Source organism: Actinokineospora spheciospongiae (genome assembly GCF_000564855.1).
GTDB lineage: Bacteria > Actinomycetota > Actinomycetes > Mycobacteriales > Pseudonocardiaceae > Actinokineospora > Actinokineospora spheciospongiae.
Map to the genome: position 1 here is coordinate 20,790 of NZ_AYXG01000081.1, position 21,785 is coordinate 42,574.

18 protein-coding genes and 2 tRNA genes are annotated in these 21,785 nt (G+C 73.7%); 12 read left to right on the forward strand and 8 right to left on the reverse strand.

What is annotated here, in order from left to right; all coding sequences use genetic code 11:
• Nucleotides 1-109: 109 nt before the first annotated feature.
• Nucleotides 110-4,246 carry a SpoIIE family protein phosphatase gene (locus UO65_RS11255; protein ID WP_233427533.1) on the reverse strand — a complete coding sequence of 1,379 codons (4,137 nt, stop codon included), beginning with the start codon at nt 4,244-4,246 and terminating at the stop codon, nt 110-112.
• 183 nt (nt 4,247-4,429) lie between these two features.
• Between UO65_RS11255 and UO65_RS11260 the strand changes: the two genes are divergently transcribed.
• Complete coding sequence (locus tag UO65_RS11260; protein ID WP_035281522.1) at nt 4,430-5,614, forward strand: zinc-dependent alcohol dehydrogenase; 1,185 nt, start codon at nt 4,430-4,432, stop codon at nt 5,612-5,614.
• A 66-nt stretch (nt 5,615-5,680) separates the two neighbouring features.
• On the opposite strand, the gene UO65_RS11265 is transcribed toward UO65_RS11260, so the two are convergent.
• From UO65_RS11265 to UO65_RS11280, 4 genes are all read right to left on the reverse strand, one after another.
• Nucleotides 5,681-6,499, reverse strand: coding sequence for a glycosyltransferase family 2 protein (locus UO65_RS11265; RefSeq protein ID WP_035281614.1), 819 nt, complete (start codon nt 6,497-6,499; stop codon nt 5,681-5,683).
• A gap of 169 nt (nt 6,500-6,668) precedes the next feature.
• Entirely contained in the window at nt 6,669-7,691 is a 1,023-nt protein-coding gene (locus UO65_RS11270) for a glycosyltransferase (RefSeq protein WP_035281523.1), read from the reverse strand.
• Between the two features lie 4 nt (nt 7,692-7,695).
• Nucleotides 7,696-8,796 (reverse strand): glycosyltransferase, encoded by a 1,101-nt coding sequence (locus tag UO65_RS11275; RefSeq protein ID WP_052021020.1) that lies wholly within the window; start codon nt 8,794-8,796, stop codon nt 7,696-7,698.
• Between the two features lie 139 nt (nt 8,797-8,935).
• Nucleotides 8,936-9,838 (reverse strand): WcbI family polysaccharide biosynthesis putative acetyltransferase, encoded by a 903-nt coding sequence (locus tag UO65_RS11280; RefSeq protein WP_052021021.1) that lies wholly within the window; start codon nt 9,836-9,838, stop codon nt 8,936-8,938.
• Between the two features lie 71 nt (nt 9,839-9,909).
• Between UO65_RS11280 and UO65_RS11285 the strand changes: the two genes are divergently transcribed.
• The 3 genes from UO65_RS11285 to UO65_RS33210 are packed head-to-tail and all read left to right on the forward strand — an operon-like array spanning nt 9,910 to nt 13,192.
• Nucleotides 9,910-10,962, forward strand: a complete 1,053-nt coding sequence (locus UO65_RS11285; protein ID WP_035281525.1) for a glycosyltransferase family protein — start codon at nt 9,910-9,912, stop codon at nt 10,960-10,962.
• Nucleotides 10,959-11,906 (forward strand): glycosyltransferase, encoded by a 948-nt coding sequence (locus UO65_RS36700; protein WP_052021022.1) that lies wholly within the window; start codon nt 10,959-10,961, stop codon nt 11,904-11,906. Before UO65_RS11285 ends, UO65_RS36700 begins: the two co-directional genes overlap by 4 nt.
• Nucleotides 11,900-13,192, forward strand: coding sequence for a glycosyltransferase family 2 protein (locus UO65_RS33210; RefSeq protein WP_052021023.1), 1,293 nt, complete (start codon nt 11,900-11,902; stop codon nt 13,190-13,192). Before UO65_RS36700 ends, UO65_RS33210 begins: the two co-directional genes overlap by 7 nt.
• Before the next feature lie 79 nt (nt 13,193-13,271).
• Here UO65_RS33210 and UO65_RS11300 read toward each other — a convergent pair whose 3' ends face one another.
• Nucleotides 13,272-14,759, reverse strand: a complete 1,488-nt coding sequence (locus tag UO65_RS11300) for an FAD-dependent oxidoreductase (RefSeq protein WP_052021024.1) — start codon at nt 14,757-14,759, stop codon at nt 13,272-13,274.
• A 206-nt stretch (nt 14,760-14,965) separates the two neighbouring features.
• On the opposite strand from UO65_RS11300, the gene UO65_RS11305 reads away from it, so the two are divergent.
• From UO65_RS11305 to UO65_RS38600, 6 genes are all read left to right on the forward strand, one after another.
• Entirely contained in the window at nt 14,966-15,397 is a 432-nt protein-coding gene (locus UO65_RS11305; protein ID WP_035281527.1) for an SRPBCC domain-containing protein, read from the forward strand.
• Complete coding sequence (locus tag UO65_RS11310; RefSeq protein ID WP_052021025.1) at nt 15,387-15,758, forward strand: ArsR/SmtB family transcription factor; 372 nt, start codon at nt 15,387-15,389, stop codon at nt 15,756-15,758. Before UO65_RS11305 ends, UO65_RS11310 begins: the two co-directional genes overlap by 11 nt.
• The gene (locus tag UO65_RS11315) at nt 15,755-16,483 is read left to right on the forward strand and encodes a DUF899 family protein (RefSeq protein WP_035281529.1); all 729 of its coding nucleotides are present in this window, start codon (nt 15,755-15,757) and stop codon (nt 16,481-16,483) included. The genes UO65_RS11310 and UO65_RS11315 overlap by 4 nt, the downstream gene beginning before the upstream one ends.
• 51 nt (nt 16,484-16,534) lie before the next feature.
• Nucleotides 16,535-16,606 (forward strand) — tRNA-Asn (locus tag UO65_RS11320).
• A 4-nt stretch (nt 16,607-16,610) separates the two neighbouring features.
• A tRNA-Ser gene (locus UO65_RS11325) sits at nt 16,611-16,682 on the forward strand.
• Nucleotides 16,683-16,707: 25 nt separating this feature from the next.
• Nucleotides 16,708-19,035 carry a hypothetical protein gene (locus UO65_RS38600; RefSeq protein ID WP_035281531.1) on the forward strand — a complete coding sequence of 776 codons (2,328 nt, stop codon included), beginning with the start codon at nt 16,708-16,710 and terminating at the stop codon, nt 19,033-19,035.
• 8 nt (nt 19,036-19,043) lie between these two features.
• Here UO65_RS38600 and UO65_RS11335 read toward each other — a convergent pair whose 3' ends face one another.
• Both UO65_RS11335 and UO65_RS11340 read right to left on the reverse strand, forming a co-directional pair.
• Entirely contained in the window at nt 19,044-19,253 is a 210-nt protein-coding gene (locus tag UO65_RS11335; protein WP_035281533.1) for a hypervirulence associated TUDOR domain-containing protein, read from the reverse strand.
• A 16-nt stretch (nt 19,254-19,269) separates the two neighbouring features.
• A complete protein-coding gene (locus tag UO65_RS11340) occupies nt 19,270-19,752 on the reverse strand; it encodes a hypothetical protein (RefSeq protein ID WP_035281535.1) in 483 nt (160 codons plus the stop codon).
• 284 nt (nt 19,753-20,036) lie between these two features.
• Here UO65_RS11340 and UO65_RS11345 point away from each other — a divergent pair, with 284 nt between their 5' ends.
• On the forward strand, nt 20,037-21,185 hold the full coding sequence (locus UO65_RS11345) for an LLM class flavin-dependent oxidoreductase (protein WP_035281537.1): 1,149 nt from the start codon (nt 20,037-20,039) through the stop codon (nt 21,183-21,185).
• Nucleotides 21,182-21,784: a CE1759 family FMN reductase gene (locus UO65_RS11350; RefSeq protein ID WP_035281539.1), complete on the forward strand. Its 603-nt coding sequence runs from the start codon at nt 21,182-21,184 to the stop codon at nt 21,782-21,784. The genes UO65_RS11345 and UO65_RS11350 overlap by 4 nt, the downstream gene beginning before the upstream one ends.
• Nucleotide 21,785 lies beyond the last annotated feature (1 nt).

Genomic DNA, 21,785 nt, shown 5'->3' on the forward strand with positions numbered 1-21,785 from the left:
TGGGTGTTTTCGCCTCGGCGGGCATCGGACCTCCACAGGGTTTGCCCCCCGAGTACCGCCGTCCGCGCCGAGCAAAACACCTGCTCGCGGTGACCCCGGTGACCAGCGCCTAAACGCCGGGGCGACCGTCGAGGGCGAGGTCGACGCGCAGGCGGACGGTGGTGCCGGTGTCCGGGCTGTCGATGGCCACCTCGTCGACCAGCCCGCGCATCATGGTCAGGCCGTGCCCCCTGGTGCTCTCCGGGGACGGGTTCGGCGGGCGCCAGCGGCCCTTGTCGGTGACGGTGACGGTGAGGGTGTCCGGGGTGGCGGTGGCGCGCAGGACCGCGGTGTCGGTGCAGGCCTGGTCGCTGTGCTCGATGCTGTTGGCGCACGCCTCGCCGACCGCCACCATGATGTCGGTGGCCTGCTCGGCGTCGATGTCGCAGCGGTCGAGCCAGTCGCCGAAGGCGGCGCGGATGCGGGCCAGTTCGCCGGTGGCCGGGGTGAAGGCGAGTTCCAGCGGGCCGGGGTGGCGGTAGAGCAGCAGCGCCACGTCGTCGTCGAAGCCGGGGGCCGGGGCCAGCTCGCCCATCAGGTGGTCGGCGAGGTCGTCGATGGACTTGCCCCGCCCCGAGCGCAGCGCCGAGGCCGCCTGGTCGACCCCGTCGTCCACCGAGTGGCCGCGGCGCTCGACCAGGCCGTCGGTGTAGAGCAGCAGGGTGGCGCGGGCGGGGACGACGAACTCCGCCGCGGTCCGCCGCGGCGCGGGGTCGACGACCAGCGGCACCGAGCGCCCCCCGTCCAGCAGCCGGGTGGTGCCGTCGGGGAGCACGACCGCGCCGGGCGGGTGCCCGGCGCTGGCGTAGGTCAGGTGCCCGGTGCGGGTGTCCAGCGCCGCGCAGAACACGGTGGTGCAGATCGCGCCGGGCAGGCTGGTGGCGAACTGGTCGAGGTCGTCGAGGGTCTGGGCGGGATCGGCCGAGCGCAGCAGCAGGGCGCGGCAGGCGCTGCGCAACTGGCCCATGACGGTGGCCGCGGGCAGGCCGCTGCCCACGCAGTCGCCGACGACGATGCCGATCCGGCCGTCGGACAGCTCCACCGTGTCGTACCAGTCGCCGCCCACGCTCAGCGGTCGGGTCGCGGGCTCGTAGCGGGCGGCGATGCCGATCGGCAGCAGCGGCGGCCCGAGGATCGCCCGTTGCAGCGCCAGCGCCGCCTCGCGCTGCTGGTCGATCTGGTGGGCGCGCTGCACCCCCTGCCCGAGGCGCCCGGCGAGCAGGGACAGCAGGGTGCGGTCCTCGGCCCCGACGCGGCGGCGCCCGCGTAGGTCGATCCGGATGCCCAGGATGCCGTCCGGGTGCTCCATGGCGATGGCGACGAACCCCTCCGGGCTGATCGCGGGGGTCAGCGGCGGCAGCCCGGCCACGTCCAGCATCGCGGTCCGGGTCGCCTGGTCCAGCCGCTCCCACTCCACCGGCCCGGTGAAGTCGCCGCCGTCGCCGAACACCTCCGGGTCGCCCGAGCGCCGGAAGGTCACGGCGAGGGCGTGCTCGGCGAGCCAGAGCGCGCGCAGCAGGGGCAGCACGGTCCGCACCGCCTCCGCGGCGGTGTCCGCCTGCGACAGGGCCGCGTTGAGCCGGGCCAGGGCGGTCTCGCGCTGGATGGCGTGGTGCTCGTCGGTGATGTCGCGGAAGGTGCCGACCACCACCCGCTTGCCGGTCTCCGGGTCCTCCAGCGGGGCGAAGGAGGCGGAGATCCACAGGTCGCGGCCGTCGCGGTGGATCGCGGGCAGTTCGCAGGTGTCCGCCGAGTCGACCATGACCCTGTCGAACACCTCCCGCACCCGGCGGTGGGCGTCGGGGTCGGCGTCGGGGTCGGGCCACCAGGGGTGCGGCGGCCGGTACGGCAGGCCCTCCACCCCGTAGCCGAGGATGTCGCCGAACGAGGCGTTGGCCTCGACGATGGACCCGTCGTCGGCGCAGACGAAGAACCCCTCGTGCAGCGAGTCGACCAGCGCGGTCCGCCAGCGGGTGTGGTGGTTGCGCTGCCGGGCGAGCTGCACGCTGGCGCGCACCCTGGCCAGCAGCTCCGCCGCGGAGAACGGTTTGACCAGGTAGTCGTCGGCCCCGGCGGCCAGCCCCTCGATGGAGGCCTCCTGCCCCGCCCTGGCGGAGAGCAGCAGCACCGGGACCGCGGCGGTGCGGGGTTCCTCGCGCAGCGCGGCGACCAGTTCGAGCCCGTCGAGCCGGGGCATCATCACGTCGCTGACGATGAGGTCCGGCGGGTCGGCGACGGCGGCCTCCCTGGCGTTGACCCCGTCGGTGGCCAGGTCGACGGTGTAGCCGCCCGCGCGCAGCAGCCGGGCCAGGTAGTCGCGCATGTCGGCGTTGTCGTCGGCGACGAGCACCCGCGCCCGCCGCGGCGCCCGCACGGCCGCGGACTCCCCCACCGCGGGCAGCGTCACCGGCGCCCCGTCGCCCGCCCCGGCGCCCGCGTCCGGCAGCCACCGCAGGGCCTCCTGCACGTACGGGTCCGCGTCCGCGGTGGACGGGGTGCGCTCGCCCGCGGGTGCCACGTCCTCGGCGGGCAGGTGGTCGGAGCCCAGCGGCAGCCGGATGGTGAAGGTGGTGCCCACGCCCACCCGGCTCTCGGCGTCGATCGTGCCGCCGTGCAGGCCCACCAGCTCGCGGACCAGCGCCAACCCGATCCCGCTGCCCTCCCCGGAGCGGGCGCGGGCGCTGTGCACGCGGTGGAAGCGCTCGAACAGCCGGGGCAGCTCGTCCTCGGCGACGCCGATGCCGGAGTCGGCGACGGTCACGACCGCGTGCCCGTCCTCGGCGGCGGTCCGCACCCGGATCGCGCCGTCGAAGGTGAACTTGAGCGCGTTGGACAGCAGGTTGAGCACGACCTTCTCCCACAGGGAGATGTCCACGTAGACCGCGTCGGGCAGCGGCGGGCAGTCCACCTCGAAGTCCAGGCCCGCCCGCTCCACCGCCGATCGGAACACGCTCGACAGCTCCGCCGTCAGCACCCCGAGGTCGACCGGGGTGAAGCGGGCCCGCATCCGGCCCGCCTCGATGCGGGAGAAGTCCAGCAGCGTGTTCACCAGCCTGCCCAGCCGCAACCCGTTGCGGTGCACCACCTCCAGCTCCGCGCTCGCCCGCTCGTCGCCCGCCGCCGCGGCGGCGGTCCGCAGCTCCTGCAACGGCCCCATGATCAGCGTCAGCGGGGTGCGGAACTCGTGGCTGATGTTGGAGAAGAACAGCGTCTTGGCCCGGTCCAGCTCGGCCAGCTCCTCGGCCCGCCGCTGCTGGGCCTCGTAGGCGATGGCGGCGTTGACCAGGTCGGAGGTCTGGCGGGCCACCAGGGTCAGGAACGACCGGTACGCCTCGTCGAGCCTGCGGCCCGCGTGCGCGACGAGCACGATCACCCCGATGGTCCGCCCGCCGGTCTCCCCGGTGAGCGGCAGCACCAGCGCCTCGTTCGGCCGCTGCGCCCAGTCCCGGGTCGTCAGCCAGGGCGCGCGCTCGGCCACGTCGTCCAGCGACACCGCCTCGCCGCTGGCGAGCACCTCGGCCACCGGCCACGGCTCGTCCTCGGTCACGTCCTGGCTGGCAGCGGCCAACCGCAGCCCGTCGGGGCCGCGCAGGTGCAGCGCGGCGTAGGAGAGCGTGGACTCCGCCCGGCGCAGCACCTCAGCCACCAGGTGGCACGCCTCCGCGACGGTGCGCGCCCGGCCGGTCTGCGCGCCCAGGTCGTGCAGCACCGCCAGCCGCCGCTCGCCGACGACCTGCTCGGTGGTGTCGCTGACGGCGGTGAACACCCCCAGCACCTCGCCCGAGTCGCCGAAGACCGGGCTGTAGGAGTAGGTCCAGTAGGTCTCCTCCAGGTACCCGTGCCGGGCGGTCGGCAGCATCATGTCCTGCGACCAGGTGGCCTCCCCGGTGCGCATCACCGACTCCAGCATCGGCCCGATGATGTGCCAGATGTCGGTCCACACCCGCGACCCCGGCTTGCCCAGCGCCGGGTGGTTGTCGCCCAGCGACGGCAGGTAGGCGTCGTTGTAGAGGAACACCAGCTCGCTCCCCCACCACACGATCATGGGGAACCGCGAGGTCAGGCAGATCCGCACCGCGGTGCGCAGGCTCTCCGGCCAGTCCGCGGGCTCACCCAGCGGGGTGTCCCCCCACGGGTGGGCGCGCATCCGCCGGGCCATCTCACCGCTGCCGGGGAAGAACAGTTCCAGCTCTCCCTGCGCACGCACCACAGAGGTCCTTCCCTGACAGGTCCCCGGCCCCGTGGTCTCGGGGGGTCGGCTGAGATCGTCCCACCCTGCCCCATCCGGGGGCGCCGCGCACACCGGACGGGCGACGCCGCGCGTTTGCCCGTGTCCCCACCGGGTAAGCGGGGGCAACGGTTGAAACCCTGATCCGCCCCGGAGGGCACCATGAAGGCAGTGACCTGGCACGGCAAGCGGGACGTCCGGGTGGACACCCACCCGGACCCGGTGATCCAGGACCCGACCGACACCATCGTGCGGATCACCTCGTCCGGGCTGTGCGGTTCCGACCTGCACCTGTACGAGGTGCTGGGCCCGTTCCTGACCGAGGGCGACATCCTGGGCCACGAACCCATGGGCGTCGTCGAGGAGGTCGGCCCCGGGGTGACGTCGCTGAAGGTGGGCGACCGCGTCGTGGTCCCGTTCAACGTCTCCTGCGGCGACTGCTTCATGTGCGGGCAGGGCCTGCACTCGCAGTGCGAGACGACCCAGGTGCGCGAGCAGGGCATGGGCGCCTCCCTGTTCGGCTACACCAAGCTCTACGGCGCGGTGCCGGGCGGGCAGGCGGAACTGCTGCGGGTGCCGTTCGCCGACAAGCTGCCGATCAAGGTCCCGGAGGGCCCGCCGGACGAGCGGTTCGTGCTCCTGTCCGACGTGCTGCCCACGGCGTGGCAGGCGGTGCAGTACGCGGCCGTGCCCAAGGGCGGGTCCCTGGCGGTCATCGGCCTGGGGCCGATCGGGGACATGTGCACCCGGATCGCCCGGCTGAACGGGGTCGAGAACGTGATCGGCATCGACCTGGTGGACGAGCGCCTCGCCCGGGTCACCGCCCGCGGCGTGCGCACCCTCGACCTGCGCGAGCACGGCGCGAAGCTCACCGAGGCGGTGCGCGACCTCACCGACGGGCGCGGACCCGACTCGGTGATCGACGCGGTGGGCATGGAGGCGCACGGCGCGCCGGTCGCGAAGCTCGCCCAGCAGGCCACCGGCTTCCTCCCGGACGCGCTGGCGGAGAAGTTCATGCGCACCGCGGGCGTCGACCGCCTGGAGGCCCTGCGCCTGGCCATCGACATCGTGCGCCGCGGCGGCACCATCTCCCTGTCGGGCGTCTACGGCGGCATGGCCGACCCGCTGCCGATGCTGACGATGTTCGACAAGCAGATCCAGCTCCGCATGGGCCAGGCCAACGTCCACCGCTGGGTGGACGACATCCTGCCGCACCTCACCGACGACGACCCGCTCGGCGTGGACACCTTCGCCACCCACAAGGTCCCGCTGTCGCAGGCCCCCGAGGCCTACGACATGTTCCAGCGCAAGCAGGACGGCGCGGTCAAGATCCTGTTCACCCCCTGACCCCACGACCACGGAGACCGTCCCCTCGCATCGCGAGGGGACGGTCTCTTCGTTGGGTGCGGGGGCTCAGCCACGCAGGCGCAGCACGTCGGCGTCCGGGTCGAAGTCGACCAGGCCATCGCGGGCGAGGTCGTGCAGCCAGTCGCGCATCGGCCAGTACCCGTGGCGGCGGCGGAACAGGTGGGAGTTGTGCACCATCTCCGCGGCCCGGGCAGGCGTCTCGCGGGTCGGCGGGTGGTACTGGTGGTGGGCGTCGGCGCCGCCGAGCCAGTACAGGCGGGCACCCGCCGCCGCGGCGGTGAGGGCGAAGTCGGTGTCCTCCGCGCCGTAGCCGCGGTAGCCCTCGTGGAAACCGCCCCAGCTCCGCCAGCTCTCCGCCGACACCCCGAAGGACAGCGACCAGAACAGCTCGAAGCGGTCATCGCGCAGCAGCACCCCGTCATCCGGGGCCGGGCGGCCCGGGTGCGGCGGAGCCAACGCGGCGAGCCCCGTCGCCGGGTACCCCTCAGGCGGCGGGGGTGGCAGGTAGGCCACGGGCCCGCAGAACAGCGCGGGCCCGGTCGCCGCGCTGACCGCCTCCCGGTAGCGCGAGACCGCCCGCGGACCCGGGATGCAGTCCACGTCCAGGAAGACGAGCACTTCCGCACCCGCCCCCAGCGCCTCGTCCGCTCCCCGGTTGCGGGCCGCGGCGAGGGGCAGCGGCCCGCCGTGGTCCGGCAGCACCACCACGACCTGCTCGCACCCGGGGACCACGGGCGGCTCCGGCCGCTCCCCCATCCCCACGACGACGTGCAGGTCCGGCGGGTCAGCCGCCAGACCACGGCACTGCAACGCCAGGTGCCCCGCCCGCCCCCGGGTGATGGTGACGACCGCCGTCCGGCTCACCACGCGGCACCACCGAGGCGCCCGGGTACGGCACCGCCGCCTTGTGGCCACCGGTCCCCACCGCGACGCACAGCCCGGCGAAGCAGACTCCACCACCAGCCGATCACCAAGCCCCCACCCGCCACGCGCCAGTCTCCCTCCCGCGTCGCGACCGCCGCGCACACTCCGCTCACCGCGCGGAACCGCCAAGCTCGTCGAGCAGGGCGGCGGCACGAGCGGCACCGTCGCCCCGCGACCAGTGCGACCACCGGTCCCCACCGCGACGCACCGCCCGGTCGAGCAGCCCCGGCCACCGCTCGGCCGCGGGCCACGCCGGGACCACCACCGCCAGCCGCCCGCGCGACAGCGCCGCCGCGGTCGCCCGCTGCTCCCCGAACGGGCGCGGCTGCGGGATCACCACCGCGGGCCTGCGGGCGGCGGCCACCTCGGCGAGCGCGTTCTGCCCCGCGTGGGTCACCACCACCCCGGCCGCGCCCAGCGCGGGCCACGGGTCGGACAACCAGCCCCGCCACCGCAGGTTCCCCGGCCCCGGCTCGGCCGACGGCGGACCCGCGACCTCCCACTCCCACCCGGGCGTGGCCTCGGCGGCGGCGACCACCTCCGCCGCACCGACCTCGGTCCCCCCGGTGCCCCACAGCGCGAGCACCCGGCCCGGCCCCGGCGGCGGGTCCGGTGCGGTCCGGTCGTCGAACCGCGACACCGCGCCCAGGTGGACCGCTTTGGCCGTCCAGGACGCGGGCCAGCCGGGTTGCGGCCGGGCGGGCCACGGGGCCAGCAGCCGCTCGGCGGCGTCGTAGGCCAGCCGGTGGGCCGGGTCGAGCCGGTCCCCCGGTTGCGCCATGACCACGACCGCCACCCCGTGCAACCGGGCGAGCAGCGCGATCTCCACGGACACGTCGGAGACCAGGGCGCGCACGTCGGGGCGGGCGAGCACCGCGCTCACCGCGGCCATCCGGGCGCGCAGCCCCTGGTGGCCGAGCGGAACCCAGTGCAGGGTGCCGTGCGCGGTGACGTCCGCCGTCGCGGTGTCCACACCGTCCGCGTCGTCCGGCAGGCGCACCCACTCCCCTGGCCAACCTTCGGGCTCGGGCGCGCTGGAGAGCCCGACGACCGGGGTCCGCAGCTTGCGGGCGATGGACACCGCGCGGTGGCGGTGGCCGCTGCCGTGGTGGTGCACGTAGTAGGCGATCACGGCGTCAGTCCCCCCGCACCAGTTCGCGGTAGAGGCGTTCGTAGCCGTCCACCATGGCCTCGACCGAGCAGGTGACCTCGGCGCGGCGGCGGGCGGCGGCGCGGTCGAGTCCGGACGCGGTCCGGATCGCCCCGGCCAGGCCCGGCACGTCGCCGGGAGCGGCGAGGGCGCCGGTGGCGTCGTCGAGCAGTTCGGGCAGGGCTCCCCTGGCGAACCCGGCCACCGGGGTGCCGCAGGCCAGCGCCTCGGCCACGACCAGGCCGTAGGGCTCGTCCCAGCACGGGGAGACCACGGCGACGGTGGCCGACCCGACCAGGTCGGCGAGCGCGGCGTGATCGAGGTGCCCGACGTAGTCGACCCCGTCGCCGAGCAGTGGCCGCACCCGCTCGCGGAAGTAGGTGGGGTCCGGGCACGGTCCGGCCAGCCGCAGGCCGGTGCCCGCCAGCCGGGCGGCGCGGATGGCCTCCTCCGGTCCCTTCTCCGGGACGACGCGGCCGGACCACACCGGCGGCCCGCCCCCGGGCCCGGGGCGCCACCGGTCCAGGTCGACGCCGTTGCGGATGACGGTGCTCACCGGCACGCTGCCCCGCCACTCGTCGGCGGTGTGCTGGCTGACGGCGGCGAAGTGGGCGCACGTGCCGGGTTCGATGCCCAGCGCGGACTCCAACCACGGCGTCGGCGGGGTGTGCAGGGTGGTCAGCAGCGGCGCGGTGAGGCTGGAGGCCATGGCGATCGGCAGGTAGTGCAGGGAATTGTTGTGCACCACGTCGTAGTCGTGCCCGGCGGCCAGGGAGAGCATGAGCGACAGGTAGGCGTGGTGCTCGGCCAGGAAGTACTCCGCGGGCATGCTGACGTCCTGCTGGGCGGCCCGCGACAGGGCGGGCAGCGCGCGCAGCACCCGGACGTCGAGACCCGGGTCGGAATCGGCGCCCGCGTAGACGTGCACCCGGTGGCCGCGGGCGCCGAGGCGGTGCGCGAGCTGCCAGGTGTGCGCCTCCAGGCCGCCCGCGAAGGGTTGGCGGATGGGGTAGCGGGCGGAGGCGATGACGGCGATGCGCAGCGGCGCCGTGCTGGGCCGCTCGTCTGCGCAGCGTGGAGTCGCCATGGCCCTTCCGGATCTGCCGTGCGGGAGCGTCGACCGCGGCACTGGAGCGTGCCGGGCCCGGTGGGGAGCGGCGCCGGTGTCGGCGGTCCGCGCGCTCATCATCGGTTGGGTGGTGCGGGCGCACAACTCGAACGGGTGCTCACCGGCCCAGCAGGGCCAGTCGGTCGGCGTGCCGGGCCATCCCGCTCTCCACCCACCGCGGGTGGTCGGCGTACCAACGCCGTTGGGCCGTACGGACCTCCGCGTCGTCGACCGGTGTCCCGCCGACGATCCAGTGCTCCCTCGGTTCGACGTCCAATCCCAGCCCGGTGACCACGGCTTCGGTCAGCGGCGCGTGCACGCTGTCGAGCAGCACCCGGCCGGGGTCGGCGGCGTCGGCGGGTGCGCCGAAGGCCCGCTGCACGCGCCGGGCAAGGCCGATCAGCACCGGGTTCCCCGGGTGGTTCAGGGTGTTCGCCGCCGACGCGCCCGCGTCCCGCAGCAGGTCGGACACGGTGACGTCGACACCGGCCCGCCGTTCCCGCTCGGCGAGGTCGGCCACGGAGGCCGCCGCCACGGCGCGCACCGAGGCCGGGGACAGGTCCGGTTCCCAGGGCACCCCGGCGGCCTCGGTGAGGGTGCGCAGGTCGTGGTAGGGCACCACCGGCGGCACGAGCGAGCGGTCGTCGGGGTGGCGCACGGTCGCGGCGAACGGGTGCAGCCCGTAGTGGCGGATGACCGGCCACCGGACGACTGCGGCATTCGGCGGCAGTCGAGTGAGGACCTGCCGGGTTCCCAACGGGAGGTCTCGGTAATCATCGCGGACCGGTTGTGTCGCAAACAACACAGTGCGCCCCAGGAGGGCGTCGAGGGCGGGCAGGTCGTCGGCTGTCAGCTCGTGCACGGGTGGGACGCGGACGGTGCGAACGGGGAACGTCGACGAGCCCGCCAACAGCACGCGCAGCGATTCGGCCTGGCAGTTGCCGAGCACCACCGCGACCGGCTCACCGCCGGTGGTCGCCCCGTAGAAGTCCCCGTAGTGCGCTCGTCGCCCGTTGTCCACCGCGCGATCCTGCCCCAGGTCCGCTGCCGCCGCCGAAGTTTCGCCGGGGGCGGTTCGGGGAATACGCGCCAATGCCCGTGCCCTCACCCGCGATCCGGGTGGCCTCCGTCCCTTCCGGACACGTCTACGTGCGCCACCTGTCACCCGTCGAGGACGGCGGGGTGGTGCACCGGCTGCCGGACCCGCCCGTCCCCGGTGCCCCAGCGGGCCAGTGGTGGCCCTCGCCGCTGCTCGAGGCGTCCTGGGTGGACGCACACGCGGCCGAGTTCGACCTCTACCACCTGCACTTCGGCTTCGACGACCGCACCCCGGCGCAGTTGCGCGAGCTGGTCGCCGCACTCCGCCGAGCGCGGCGCCCGCTGGTGCTGACGGTGCACGACCTGCGCAACCCGCACCACCCCGATCCCGCCCCGCACGCCGCCGCCCTCGACGTGCTGGTACCGGCGGCGGACGCGGTGGTCACGCTCACCCCCGGCGCGGCGGCCCGGATCACCGAGCGGTGGGGGCGCACCCCCGAGGTGGTCGCGCACCCGCACGTCGTCCCGCTGGAGCTGCTGGCAGGCACCCGGGAACGCGGCCCCGGTTTCGTGGTGGGCCTGCACGCCAAGAGCAAGCGCGCCAACAGCGATCCCGTCCCGGTCGCCCGCGCGCTCGCGGCGGCGGTGGCCGCGCTGCCCGGCGCCCACCTGCGAGTGGACGCCCACGACGACGCCGGGGGTCGCGCGGTGGCCGCCGCACTGCCCGACCTGGACGTGCGGGTCCACCCGCCGTTCAGCGACGAGGAGCTGTGGGAGTACCTGCGCGGCCTGGACGTGTCGGTGCTGCCCTACCGGTTCGGCACCCACTCCGGCTGGTTGGAGGCGTGCCACGACCTGGGCACGACGGTCCTGGCACCGTCGTGCGGCTTCTACGCGGAGCAGGCGCCGTGCCTGTCCTACGGGATGGACGAGGACGGGTTCGACGCGGAGTCGCTGCACGCGGCGGTGCGGCGGGCTTACCACGAGCGGCCGGTGTGGCAGGCCCGTCGCGTGGATCGGCTGCGCCAGCGCCGGGAGGTGGCGGACGCGCACGAGGCGGTCTACCGGGCGGCGCTGCGCGGGGTCCGACAGGAGGTGGGGGTGTGAGGGTCCTGTTCCACGCCCCGGGCCCGGCGTCGCACGGGGTGGTGCGCCACTCGGCGCTGGTGGCCGACCTGGCGGCGGCCCACGGCGTGCGGGCGGTGGCGTCGAACCCGGACGTGGTCCACGCGCAGTTCACCGACGGCCTGTACGGCCCCGACACCCGCGCGGCGGCCACCGCGTTCGAGACCTGGGCGGCTACCGCCCCGCGCCCGCTGGTCGTCACCCTGCACGACGTGCCCGGCGCCGACCCGGACCCCCGGCGCGGCGCCGCCCGCGCCGAGTCCTACCGGCGGGTCGTGACCGCTTGCGACGCGGCGGTGGTCTCGTCCCGGCACGAGGCGAACAAGGTCGCCCGACTCGGCGGCGACCCGGTGCGGGTGATCGACCTGCCACTCCCCCACCTCCCCACTCCCGGTGACCGCCCGCCATGGGCAGCCGTTCCGACACTGGGCGTCCTCGGCTTCGTCTACCCCGGGAAGGGCCACGCCGAGGCGATCACCGCCGCAGCCCGCCAGCCCACAAGACCCGCGGTGGTGGCCATGGGCGCGGTCAGCACCGGACACGACGACCTGGCCGCTTCCCTGCACACCCTGGCCGCAGACCTCGGGGTCCGTTTCACCATCACCGGCACCCTCAGCGACACCGAGATGGCATCCGCCGTGGCCGCCGTGACGGTCCCGCTGGCGCTGAACCGGGGCGTGAGCGCCAGCGGCTCCCTGCTGACCTGGCTCGCGGGCCGCCGCAAACCCCTGACCGCCCACGGCGACTACGCCGACGAGGTCGCCGCCCACAGCCCGGTGTGGCTCTACGACGACCTGGACGACGCGATCACCGCAGCACTGGCGGACCCGACCCGCACCACCCTGCCGAACCCGCCGCCGTGGCCGGACACCGGCGCGGCCCACCGGGCGCTCTACGACTCGGTCCACGCGGCCGTCCCGTGCTGACCGACGTCCTCGTGCCCGGCAACCGCTGGGACCTCCTCGCCCCCTACCCCATCCCCACCCCCCGGGTCAGCGTCGTCGTCACCCACTACGAACAACCCCACCAACTGCAACGCACCTGCCTGGCCCTGCACCGCCAAACCGCCCCACCCCTGGAAATCATCATCGCCGACGACGGCTCGGCCACCCCGCCCGCACCCCCCACCGGCGGCCCACCCACCCGCGTCGTGCGCCAACCCGACCGGGGCTTCCGAGCAGCCGCCGCCCGCAACCTGGGCGCCCGCCACAGCTCCGGCGAAGTCCTGGTCTTCCTCGACGCCGACACCGTCCCCGAACCGGACTTCCTCCGCGAGATCGTCGCAACGGTTTCCCGCTGCCCCGACGCCCTGGCCGTCGGCCGCCGCAGGCACGCGGACTTCACCGGCACGGCACCGGATGCCCACCCCGCCACCGCCACCCACCTCCCCGAACCCACCTGGCTGACCGAGGGCTACACGACGAGCCGAAACCTCCTCGACGCCGACGGCCGCAGCTTCCGCCACGTCATCAGCGCCCTCCTGGCCTGCCGCAAAACCCTCTTCGAGGAACTGGAAGGCTTCGACGAACGCTTCACCGGCTACGGCGGCGAAGACTGGGACCTCGGCTACCGCGCCTGGAACGCAGGAGCAGTCCTGGTCCACGAACGAACAGCCACCGCCTGGCACGACGGCCCCGACTGGGAAGGCCGGGACTCCGACCGCGAGGCACTGGACCGCCAGAGCGCCCGCCTGGCCGCCCTCATCCCCGAACCCACCACCCGGGGCGCAGCCCTCCCGGTCGACCTCCCCGACGTCCTGGTGGACCTGTCCCCCACAGCCGACCCCTTCCGCACCACCCATTCCCTGCTGCGCCAGGACTTCCGGGACCTGAAGGTCCACCTCCCCCCGAACACCGCCCCGGCGGTGCTGGAACTCTACGGCCGCACCGCACAAACCGAGGCGTGGTCCCCCGACCAACTCCGCCGCTGCCGAGCCCGCCTGCACGCACGCGCCCCCCTACCCCCCGGTGCTGTCACGACCGCGATGAACCTGCTGGTGGACAAGGACCTCGCCCAGGTGACGCTGACCACCGCCGGTGACGAGGTCGCCACCCTCACCAGCACCCGCAGCACCGCCCGAGCCCACCGCTGGCGCAACCGGTTCTCCTCCGAGGAAATCCGCGCCCAGTTCGGCACCACCCACATCGAGACCGGCCCCCCACCACCACCCCGCGCAACCCTGGCGGGCTTCTTCGAGAAGCACTACCGGTGACCGAGAACAGCCTCGGCGATCAAGCGGTTGTCGCGCTGCGCCCGAAAAGCAACCACTCGCCGACCAGACCCGGCGCGCGTCAGGGATCGCGGCGCGGCAGCGGTTCCACCGCAGGCCCCTCCAATACAGCACCGTCAACGTCGAACCGGGAGCCGTGGCACGGGCAGTCCCAACTCCGCTCCGCCCCGTTGAACCGCACCAGGCACCCCAGGTGCGTGCAGCGCAACGAAACCGCGTGCACCACCCCAGCCTGATCCCGGTAAACCCCCTTCTTCCCCGCCCCATCAGACACCACGCGCCCCTCATCCACCGGCACATCAGCGCTGGCAGAGGCATCAGAGGTGGCAAGCCGATCCCCGACGATGTCCTTGGCCACCTTCAGGTTCTGCTGCACCAACGTCGGCGCGCTGCGCAAGCTGACCCGGTGCGGCGAGAACAACTCCGCGTGCGGGCTGTCCACCCCGGTGATCCGGTCGGCCAGCACCTCACCGGCGACGCTCCCCATGGCCAGCCCCCACTTCGCGAACCCAGTCGCCACCCACAGCCGCGCCGACCCCGGCAGGTAGGACCCCACCATCGGCAGGTTGTCGTACGGCTTGGGGTCCTGCGCCGACCACCGGTGGGTGACCTCGGCGACGTCGAAGTGCCGGTGGGCGAAGTCGGCGAGCGCGGTGTACCGCCCGGCATCAACCCCCCGCTCCCCCGCCGGGTGGCCCTGGCCGCCGACGATCAGGTGATCGCCGTGGCGGCTGAACGACCACGATTCGCTGCCCGCGCTGATCGCCAGGTCGTGCGGCGGTGTGCCGGAACGCAGCCGGGCCGCGACGCAGTAGGACCGCTCGGCGTCGAGGCGGGCGAAGAACAGGCCCCGGTCGAGCATCGGGTAGTGGGTGGCGACGACCACCTGTTCCGCGACGACCTCCCCGTCGGCCGTGCTCACCCGGTAGGGCGTGGTGACGGACACGGAGCGCACGCGGCTGCGCTCGTGGATGCGCCCGCCCGAGGCGGTGAACGCGGCGGCGAGGCCGCGCACGTACTTCGCGGGGTGCAGCACGATCTGGTCCGGCAGCCGCACCGCGCCGTGGGTCGGGAACGGGAGGTCGAGCTGTTCGGTCCACTCGACCGCCAGCCCGGCCCGGTCGGCGGACCGCATCTCCGCTTCGACCGTGGCCCGTTCGTCCTGCGCGTAGGCGAAGGTCGCGGCCGGTGCCCGTTGCAGGTCGCAGTCGATGCCCTCGGCCAGGGTGGAGACCACGCGCACGCCCGCGGTGGCGGCGGAGGCGTACCCGGCGGCGGCGAGGGCGCCGTGGCGCTGTTCGATCGTGGAGTACATCGTGGACTGCAACGCGGTGACCTTGGCGGTGTTGTTCCCGCTGACCCCGCCGCCGACCCGTTCGGCCTCGATCACGACGACGTCGACCCCGCGCCGTTGCAGCAGCAGGGCGGTCGTCAGCCCGGCGATGCCGCCGCCGATCACCGCCACCTCCGCCCGCTGCTCACCGGTGAGCGGCAGGTGCTCGACGGTCGTCTCGCCCAACCACAGGGACTGCTCGGCGGTGGTGGTCACGAGCGGACCCCCGACTCGTGGAGGTGGGCCCGGCAGGTCAGCGAGAGCGGCACGACGACGCCTTTCCTCGGAGTTCACGCGGGTGGTGGTGCACCCAGCGGCCAGGATTCCCCGCCCATCCGCGCTCTAACCCCGCACCCGGTTGACGCAACCCATCGGTTGCCATAGTGTCGCAACCAACCAGTTGCCACACTTCGGAGGAACCCATGGGCTTTCCCAACCGCATCGAGCGCACCCTGGACCTCGCGCACCCGCCTGCCAGGGTGTGGGCGGCGCTGACCACCGCCGAGGGCCTGGGCACCTGGTTCGGCAACGAGGCGCACATCGACCTGCGGCCGGGCGGCACGGCGGCGATGAGCTGGACCGGCGGGCACAAGGTCGAGATGCGGGTGGAGCGGGTCGAGGAGCCGACCGCCTTCGGGTTCAGTTGGCCCCTCGAAGAACTCCCCGAGGACGACCCCCGCCGCACCTACGTCGAGTTCACCCTCGAACCCGCGGGCGACGGAACCCGGCTGACCGTGGTGGAGACCGGTTTCGCCCAGTTGCCCGACGACGCGCACCGCACGGCCTACGACTCGCACACCCAGGGGTGGGCGAGCGAACTCGGCGAGCTGGTCGACCACCTCGATGCCGCCTGACCCCGAGGCGGTAGCCGAACAGGTCTTCGTCGCCCTGGCCGACCCGAGCAGGCGCGCCATCCTGGCCGCGCTGGCCGCCCGGGGCCCGGCCACGGCCACGGACCTGGCGGCCCGGCTGCCGATCACCCGCCAGGCGATCGCCAAGCACCTGGCCCTGCTCGCCGACGCGGGCCTGGTCACCGCCGAACCCGGCGAGCGCCGCCGCGTGCGCCACCGGCTGAACTCCGCACCGATGCGGGTCGCCCAGCAGTTCCTCGGCGCGCTGGCCCGCGACTGGGACTCCCCGCTCGCCGCGTTGCGAGACCACCTCGACCGCACCACCGACCAACCCGACCACACCGACACCCCGGAGGCACCGTGACCGACAACCCGACACCCCCCTTCCTGCCCGCCGTGGTCGACCGGGCCACCTGGACCGCCGAACGGGAGGCGTTGCTCGTCCGGGAGAAGGCGCACACCCGCGCGGGCGACGAGATCGCGGCGGCCCGCCGCAGGCTGCCGATGGTGGAGGTGGACGCGGGCGCCCCGCTGGTCGGCCCGTCCGGCCCGGTCACGCTGCTGGACGCCTTCGAGGGCCGCGACCAGCTCATCGCCTACTTCCACATGTGGCACACCGGCCACCCCGCCGCCGAGCAGTGCGCGGGCTGCACGTTCTGCGCCAGCCAGGTCCGCGAACTGTCCTACCTGCACTCCCGTGGCGCCACCTACGCCATCCTCTGCCAGGGCCCGTACGAGCAGAGCGCCCGCTACCGCGACTTCATGGGCTACGACGTGCCCTGGTACTCCGCCCAGGAGTCCGCCGAGACCCTGCTCGCCGGGCGCGGCCCCTTCCTGCTCGCCTTCTACGTGCGCCACGGGGACCGGGTGTTCGAGACCTACGCGACCAACGGCCGTGGTGTCGAGGCGATGACCCCGACCTACTCGCTGCTGGACATGACCGCCTTCGGCAGGCAGGAGGAGTGGGAGGACATGCCGGAGGACCGGTCGCAGGGGTGGACGCCCGACGGCGGGCAGATCGTTGACGGCCGCCCGACCGCCCAGTGGGCCCGGCTGCGCGGGGGCCACTCCGACGACCTGGGCACCTGACCGGAAAACCGGCTGTGAGCGGCACGACCGGGTGTTACGGTCGTGCCGCCACGTGGAGTGGATCAGCGGTGGATCACCCGGCTGTTATCCGGGAGGGCGCGGGTTCGAATCCCGCCTCCACGGCAAACCTGGTGTAGCTCAACGGCAGAGCACCTGGCTCGAGACCAGGTGGGTGCGAGTTCGACCCTCGCCACCAGGTCCCCCTTCTCATCCTGGAGTCCACAGTGTCCGACGACCCGCGCCAGTCCGCCTCACCCGCGTACGCGACCGACCGGTTGCAGCGCGCCCTGCTGGGCGCGGCGCGGTCCGAGGACCCGGCGGTGCGGGCCAGGGCGGCGGGGAAGGTCCGCCGCTGGGAGCGGGTGCTGGCGGGCACGGCGGCGGGCCGGATCACCGTGGGCTCGCGCGTCCCGGTGGCGGGCGCGCCCGCCTGGGTCACCCTGGAGGTCGTCACCGGCGGTTTCGCCACCGGCCGCCACCTTGCCGATGCCCCGCTGTCCGAAGAGGAGTCCCGGCGGGTGGCCGCGCTGCCCGCCGACGTCCCCGGCGACACCGACCGCGCCCGCCTGAACCACTGGTACCTGGGCGACGCCGGTCAGGCCGAGCTGCTGGCGGCGCTGCGCACGGGCCACTACCGGGTCGACATCCCGGAGGAGGCGGCGCTGGTGGTCGTGGCCCTGCTGCTGGACAAGGGCTTCACCGAGGCGGCGCTGGACCTGCTCGACGAGCTGCGCCCGTTCCTCGACCGGCTGCGGTTCACCCCCCACTTCCAGCCCACGGCCGCGCTGTCCGGCACCGCCGTGCGCCTGGCCACGGTCGCCGACGTCACCCGCTCCCTGGACGCCGTCGTCGTGCCGGCGCAGGTGGCCCTGATGAACCGCACGCTGGGCGTGTGGAACCCGCTCTACGACCGCCTCGTGGCGCTGTGGTGCCGAACCGTCGACGGCGACCTGCCGACCCTCGACGACGAGGGCGCGCTCCACGGCGGTCGCCCCGGCACCCGCCTGCCCCCGGACTGGGCGGCGGAGCGGGCCGCGTGGCTCGCCGACTTCGAGCGCGCCCGCGCCGAGCACGGGTTCACCGGCAAGCACGCCCACCGCAAGGGCAACTTCACCCGGCTGCACCACGCCCTCACCGCCTGCCCGGCGGACTTCACCGCCCTCACCGCGCGGGACCTGGGCTGGGTCCGCCGCGCCCTGGCGGGCACGCTCACCCACCACGGCGCCCCCGGTTCCGCCGAGCGCGCCGCCGTCCGCGCGGACCAGGCCGAGACCGCCCGCACCCCGACCACTGCCGCGTTCGCCCGCGTCCTCACCCACCGCCTGCGCCACTACCCGGCCGACGGCGGTATCCCGGCGCTGGAGCCCATCGCGGCCGAGGTGTCCGAGGCGGACACCGAGGGCATCCCGCCGGGTTCAGCCATGCCGCCGCAGTTGGTGCGCAAGACCGCCCGCGCGCTGGAGGCACCACCGGAGGAACTGGTGGCCCAGGGCGTGATCACCTCCGCCGACGTGCTGGCCACCGTGCTCCCCCAGTTGACCTCCCGCCTGACCGCCGCGAACTTCGCCGACCCGGTGGCGGCGGGCCTGCACGAGCGGCTGTACACCGCGTTCCGCCGCAGGCGCGGCCTGCTCCTGCTCAACCTGGAGCAGCAGGTCCACTTCGAGGAACTGCCCTGGGTGTCCGCACTGGCGGTGCTGCGGGGGTCGGGCACCGACACGGTGGCGGCCCGGCGCGCGCTGGAGCAGGCCACCAAGCTGACCCTGACCGCGTTCCCGCACGCCATCACGCCGAACCCGCTGGTCACCGAACTGCGGGCACTGGCGGCGCAGGCGGGCCTCAAGCCACCCCTGGTGCAGGAGGTGGCGGCGGACATCTTCACCGGCACGTTCACCCCGCAGTGGCACGCGGCGGCGCTCGTGGCGAGCGAGTTCACGGCGGGCACCCTCTACGCGTCCTACTACGACCTGCCGCCTGTCACCCGGTGGAGTGAACCGACCCGGAGCCGCTTCACCCTGCGCTGGGGCAAGAAGGTCGCCGAGGATTTCACCCACCTGTGCGAGCAGCGGGCGCGGGAGGCGGGCCGCAGCAGCTACCCGTCCGGCAACGGCACCCTGCTGGAGCAGAGCCAGATCCTCACCACGCACAACCTGGCCGCCCTGGTCCACGCGTTGGACCTGGGCGACTGGCTGCGCGAGCAGGCGCCGGACCTGGCGGCACGCGCGTTCGGCGGCGCCGTGCGGCTGCTCGCCCAGCGCCCGGCCCACCACCACGCGGAGCTGATCCAGGTGAAGAACGCCGCCTACGCGTGGCGCCAGGCGATCTTCTTCCTGGGCTTCTGCGACCCCATCACCCAGCGCTCCCAGGTCACCGCCCTGCACGGCGAGGTCGCCGAAGCGGGCATCGGCGACCGCTTCGCGCCAGTCCTGGAGGGCTTGGTGCATGTCCTGGGCGGTGGTCGGTTCACCGAGGCGGGCACCACGCCGTCCGGCACCGGCCGCCGGTTCCTCGGCTGGGCCGCGTACCGCCACTGGTACATCGCCGGGCGCTGAGCGGGGAGTCAGGCCGGATGGATCTTGTCCGGGTGGTGGACGGCGGTCCGGCCTGACTTCTCGCTGCGCACCAGGTACTGCGGCTCGTCCTTCGACGCCTTCACGTCCCGACCGCCCGCGTGGGTGTCGCTGGTGATGACGTCCTCGACCGTGCCGACGGAACTCTGGTTCCCCGCGTCCCAGCGGACCCGGTCACCCTTGTGGAATGTCTTCGCCATGCCGGGTGGCTACCCGTCATCGCGGGGTTGATGCGTCCAGGTTCGCGTGTGGTCGGACGGGCCTGCGGCGCTCGACCTCCTCGAAGAAGTCCTGCACGCGCCACTGGTAGGCCGAGTCGAGGCGGTACGCCGCCTTGGTCAGTACCAGTTCGGTGCCGTCGGTCCGGGTGATGGCCGGGTTGAACCGGTCGCCCGCGGCGTTGCGGCTCGCGGCGGGGCGGAGGTCGACGGCGGCGATGTCGCCGAGCGGGACGCGCAGCGTCCGCCAGGTCATCCGCACGACCAGGCCGTCGCGTTCGAGGACGACGAACGGGAACACCGCGAGGCGGGCGGCGCGCAAGGCCGCCAGGGTGTAGAGGACCACGAGGACAACCCTGTGGAGGGTGTACCCGCCCACGAACCCGAAGAACAGCATGAGGAGGACGAGGGCCGAGGCGAGGACGGTGCCCACGATGTACCCCGCGTGGGTGGCGGGGCGGGGGTACAGGCGGCTTGACACGGTGGGCTCCTGAGCGATCCGGGTGGGGTGGTGCCGGTGAGGACACCCGGGAGGTCCTCTCGTCGGACGACACGCAAGATAGCCCCGATCCGATCTTTTGAGGCCGTGTTTCCGCAGTTGGGAGCAACTAACACAACACCCGTCGAGCCGATGGGGAAGTCACTGCCGCACACCCCGGTATGCCCCGCGTCACCCCGGGAATGAACGGGCCGGTCAGCGCCTTGAAGGGGGTACATGACACATCATGTACTTTCGGCAGGGCACGCAGTGAGCAGGAGGGTCCCATGCAGTTCGGCATCTTCTCGGTAGGCGACATCACGACCGACCCGACGACCGGTCGCGCGCCCAGCGAGGCGGAGCGGCTCAAGGCCGTCGTCACCATCGCCGAGAAGGTCGAGGAGGTCGGCCTCGACGTCTTCGCCCTCGGCGAGCACCACAACCCGCCGTTCTTCACCTCCTCCCCCACCACCACCCTGGGCTACATCGCCGCGCGGACCAGCCGCTTGCAGCTCTCCACCGCGACCACGCTGATCACCACCAACGACCCGGTGAAGATCGCCGAGGACTACGCGATGCTGCAACACCTGGCCGCCGGGCGGGTGGACCTGATGATGGGCCGGGGCAACACCGGACCGGTCTACCCCTGGTTCGGCAAGGACATCCGCACCGGCATCGAACTGGCCGTGGAGAACTACGCACTGCTGCACCGCCTGTGGACCGAGGACGTCGTCGACTGGAGCGGCAAGTTCCGCACCCCGCTGCAGGGCTTCACCTCCACCCCGCGCCCGCTGGACGGCGTCGCGCCGTTCGTGTGGCACGGCTCCATCCGCAGCCCGGAAATCGCCGAACAGGCCGCCTACTACGGCGACGGGTTCTTCCACAACCACATCTTCTGGCCCAAGGAGCACACGCAGCGCATGGTGGAGTTCTACCGCCGCCGCTTCGAGCACTACGGCCACGGCGCCGCCGACCAGGCGATCGTCGGCCTGGGTGGGCAGGTGTTCATGCGCAAGAACAGCCAGGACGCGGTCAAGGAGTTCCGCCCGTACTTCGACAACGCCCCGGTCTACGGCCACGGCCCGTCCCTGGAGGACTTCAGCCGCGAGACCCCACTGACGGTGGGCAGCCCCCAGCAGGTCATCGACCGCACCCTCGGCTTCCGCGACTACGTAGGTGACTACCAGCGCCAACTGTTCCTCATCGACCACGCGGGCCTGCCGCTCAAGACGGTCCTGGAACAGCTCGACCTGCTCGGCGAGGAGGTCGTCCCGGTCCTGCGCCGCGAGTTCGCCGCCCTCAAGCCCGCCCACGTCCCCGACGCCCCCACGCACGCCTCCCGCGTCGCCGCAGCGGGCGGGGCGAAGGACAGCACCGTGCACGGCGCCGGTGACGACGTCACCGGCCAGGCCCGAGAGGAGGCCCAGGTCCGATGAAGCGCACCCTGGCCGTGGTCAGCGCGGGCCTGTCGGTCCCGTCCTCGACCCGCCTGCTGGCCGACCGCCTGACCACAGCCACCGTCGAGGCCCTGCGCGAACGCGGGGTGGAGGTGTCGGTCGAGGTCGTGGAACTGCGCGAGCACGCCCGCGACCTCGCCGACAACCTGGTCACCGGCTTCCCCAACGAGGCCCTGCGCCACTCGGTGGACACGGTGACCGGCGCCGACGCCCTGATCGCCGTCACGCCGGTCTTCGCCGCGTCGTACAGCGGCCTGTTCAAGACCTTCTTCGACGTGCTGGACAAGGACGCGCTGACCGCCAAGCCCACCCTGCTCGGCGCCACAGCGGGAACCGCCCGGCACTCCCTGGTCCTGGAGCACGCGATGCGCCCCCTGTTCGCCTACCTGCGAGCGGTGGTCGCCCCCACGGCGGTGTTCGCCGCCTCGGAGGACTGGGGCGGCGACGAGGCCCTGGCCGACCGCGTGCGTCGAGCCGGAACCGACCTGGCCGACCTGGTGGCAGCCCGCCCCCCGGCGACCCGACCCGACCCGTTCGCCGACCCGGTTCCGTTCGAAACCCTCCTACACGGAGCCTGAC

Excerpts from the sequence above, each read along its gene's own strand:
- UO65_RS11285 (WP_035281525.1), top strand. The coding sequence starts at position 9,910 with ATGCCCGTGCCCTCACCCGCGATCCGGGTGGCCTCCGTCCCTTCCGGA.
- UO65_RS11335 (WP_035281533.1), bottom strand. The coding sequence starts at position 19,253 with ATGGCGAAGACATTCCACAAGGGTGACCGGGTCCGCTGGGACGCGGGG.
- UO65_RS11260 (WP_035281522.1), top strand. The coding sequence starts at position 4,430 with ATGAAGGCAGTGACCTGGCACGGCAAGCGGGACGTCCGGGTGGACACC.
- UO65_RS11345 (WP_035281537.1), top strand. The coding sequence starts at position 20,037 with ATGCAGTTCGGCATCTTCTCGGTAGGCGACATCACGACCGACCCGACG.
- UO65_RS11275 (WP_052021020.1), bottom strand. The coding sequence starts at position 8,796 with ATGGCGACTCCACGCTGCGCAGACGAGCGGCCCAGCACGGCGCCGCTG.
- UO65_RS11305 (WP_035281527.1), top strand. The coding sequence starts at position 14,966 with ATGGGCTTTCCCAACCGCATCGAGCGCACCCTGGACCTCGCGCACCCG.
- UO65_RS11310 (WP_052021025.1), top strand. The coding sequence starts at position 15,387 with ATGCCGCCTGACCCCGAGGCGGTAGCCGAACAGGTCTTCGTCGCCCTG.
- UO65_RS11350 (WP_035281539.1), top strand. The coding sequence starts at position 21,182 with ATGAAGCGCACCCTGGCCGTGGTCAGCGCGGGCCTGTCGGTCCCGTCC.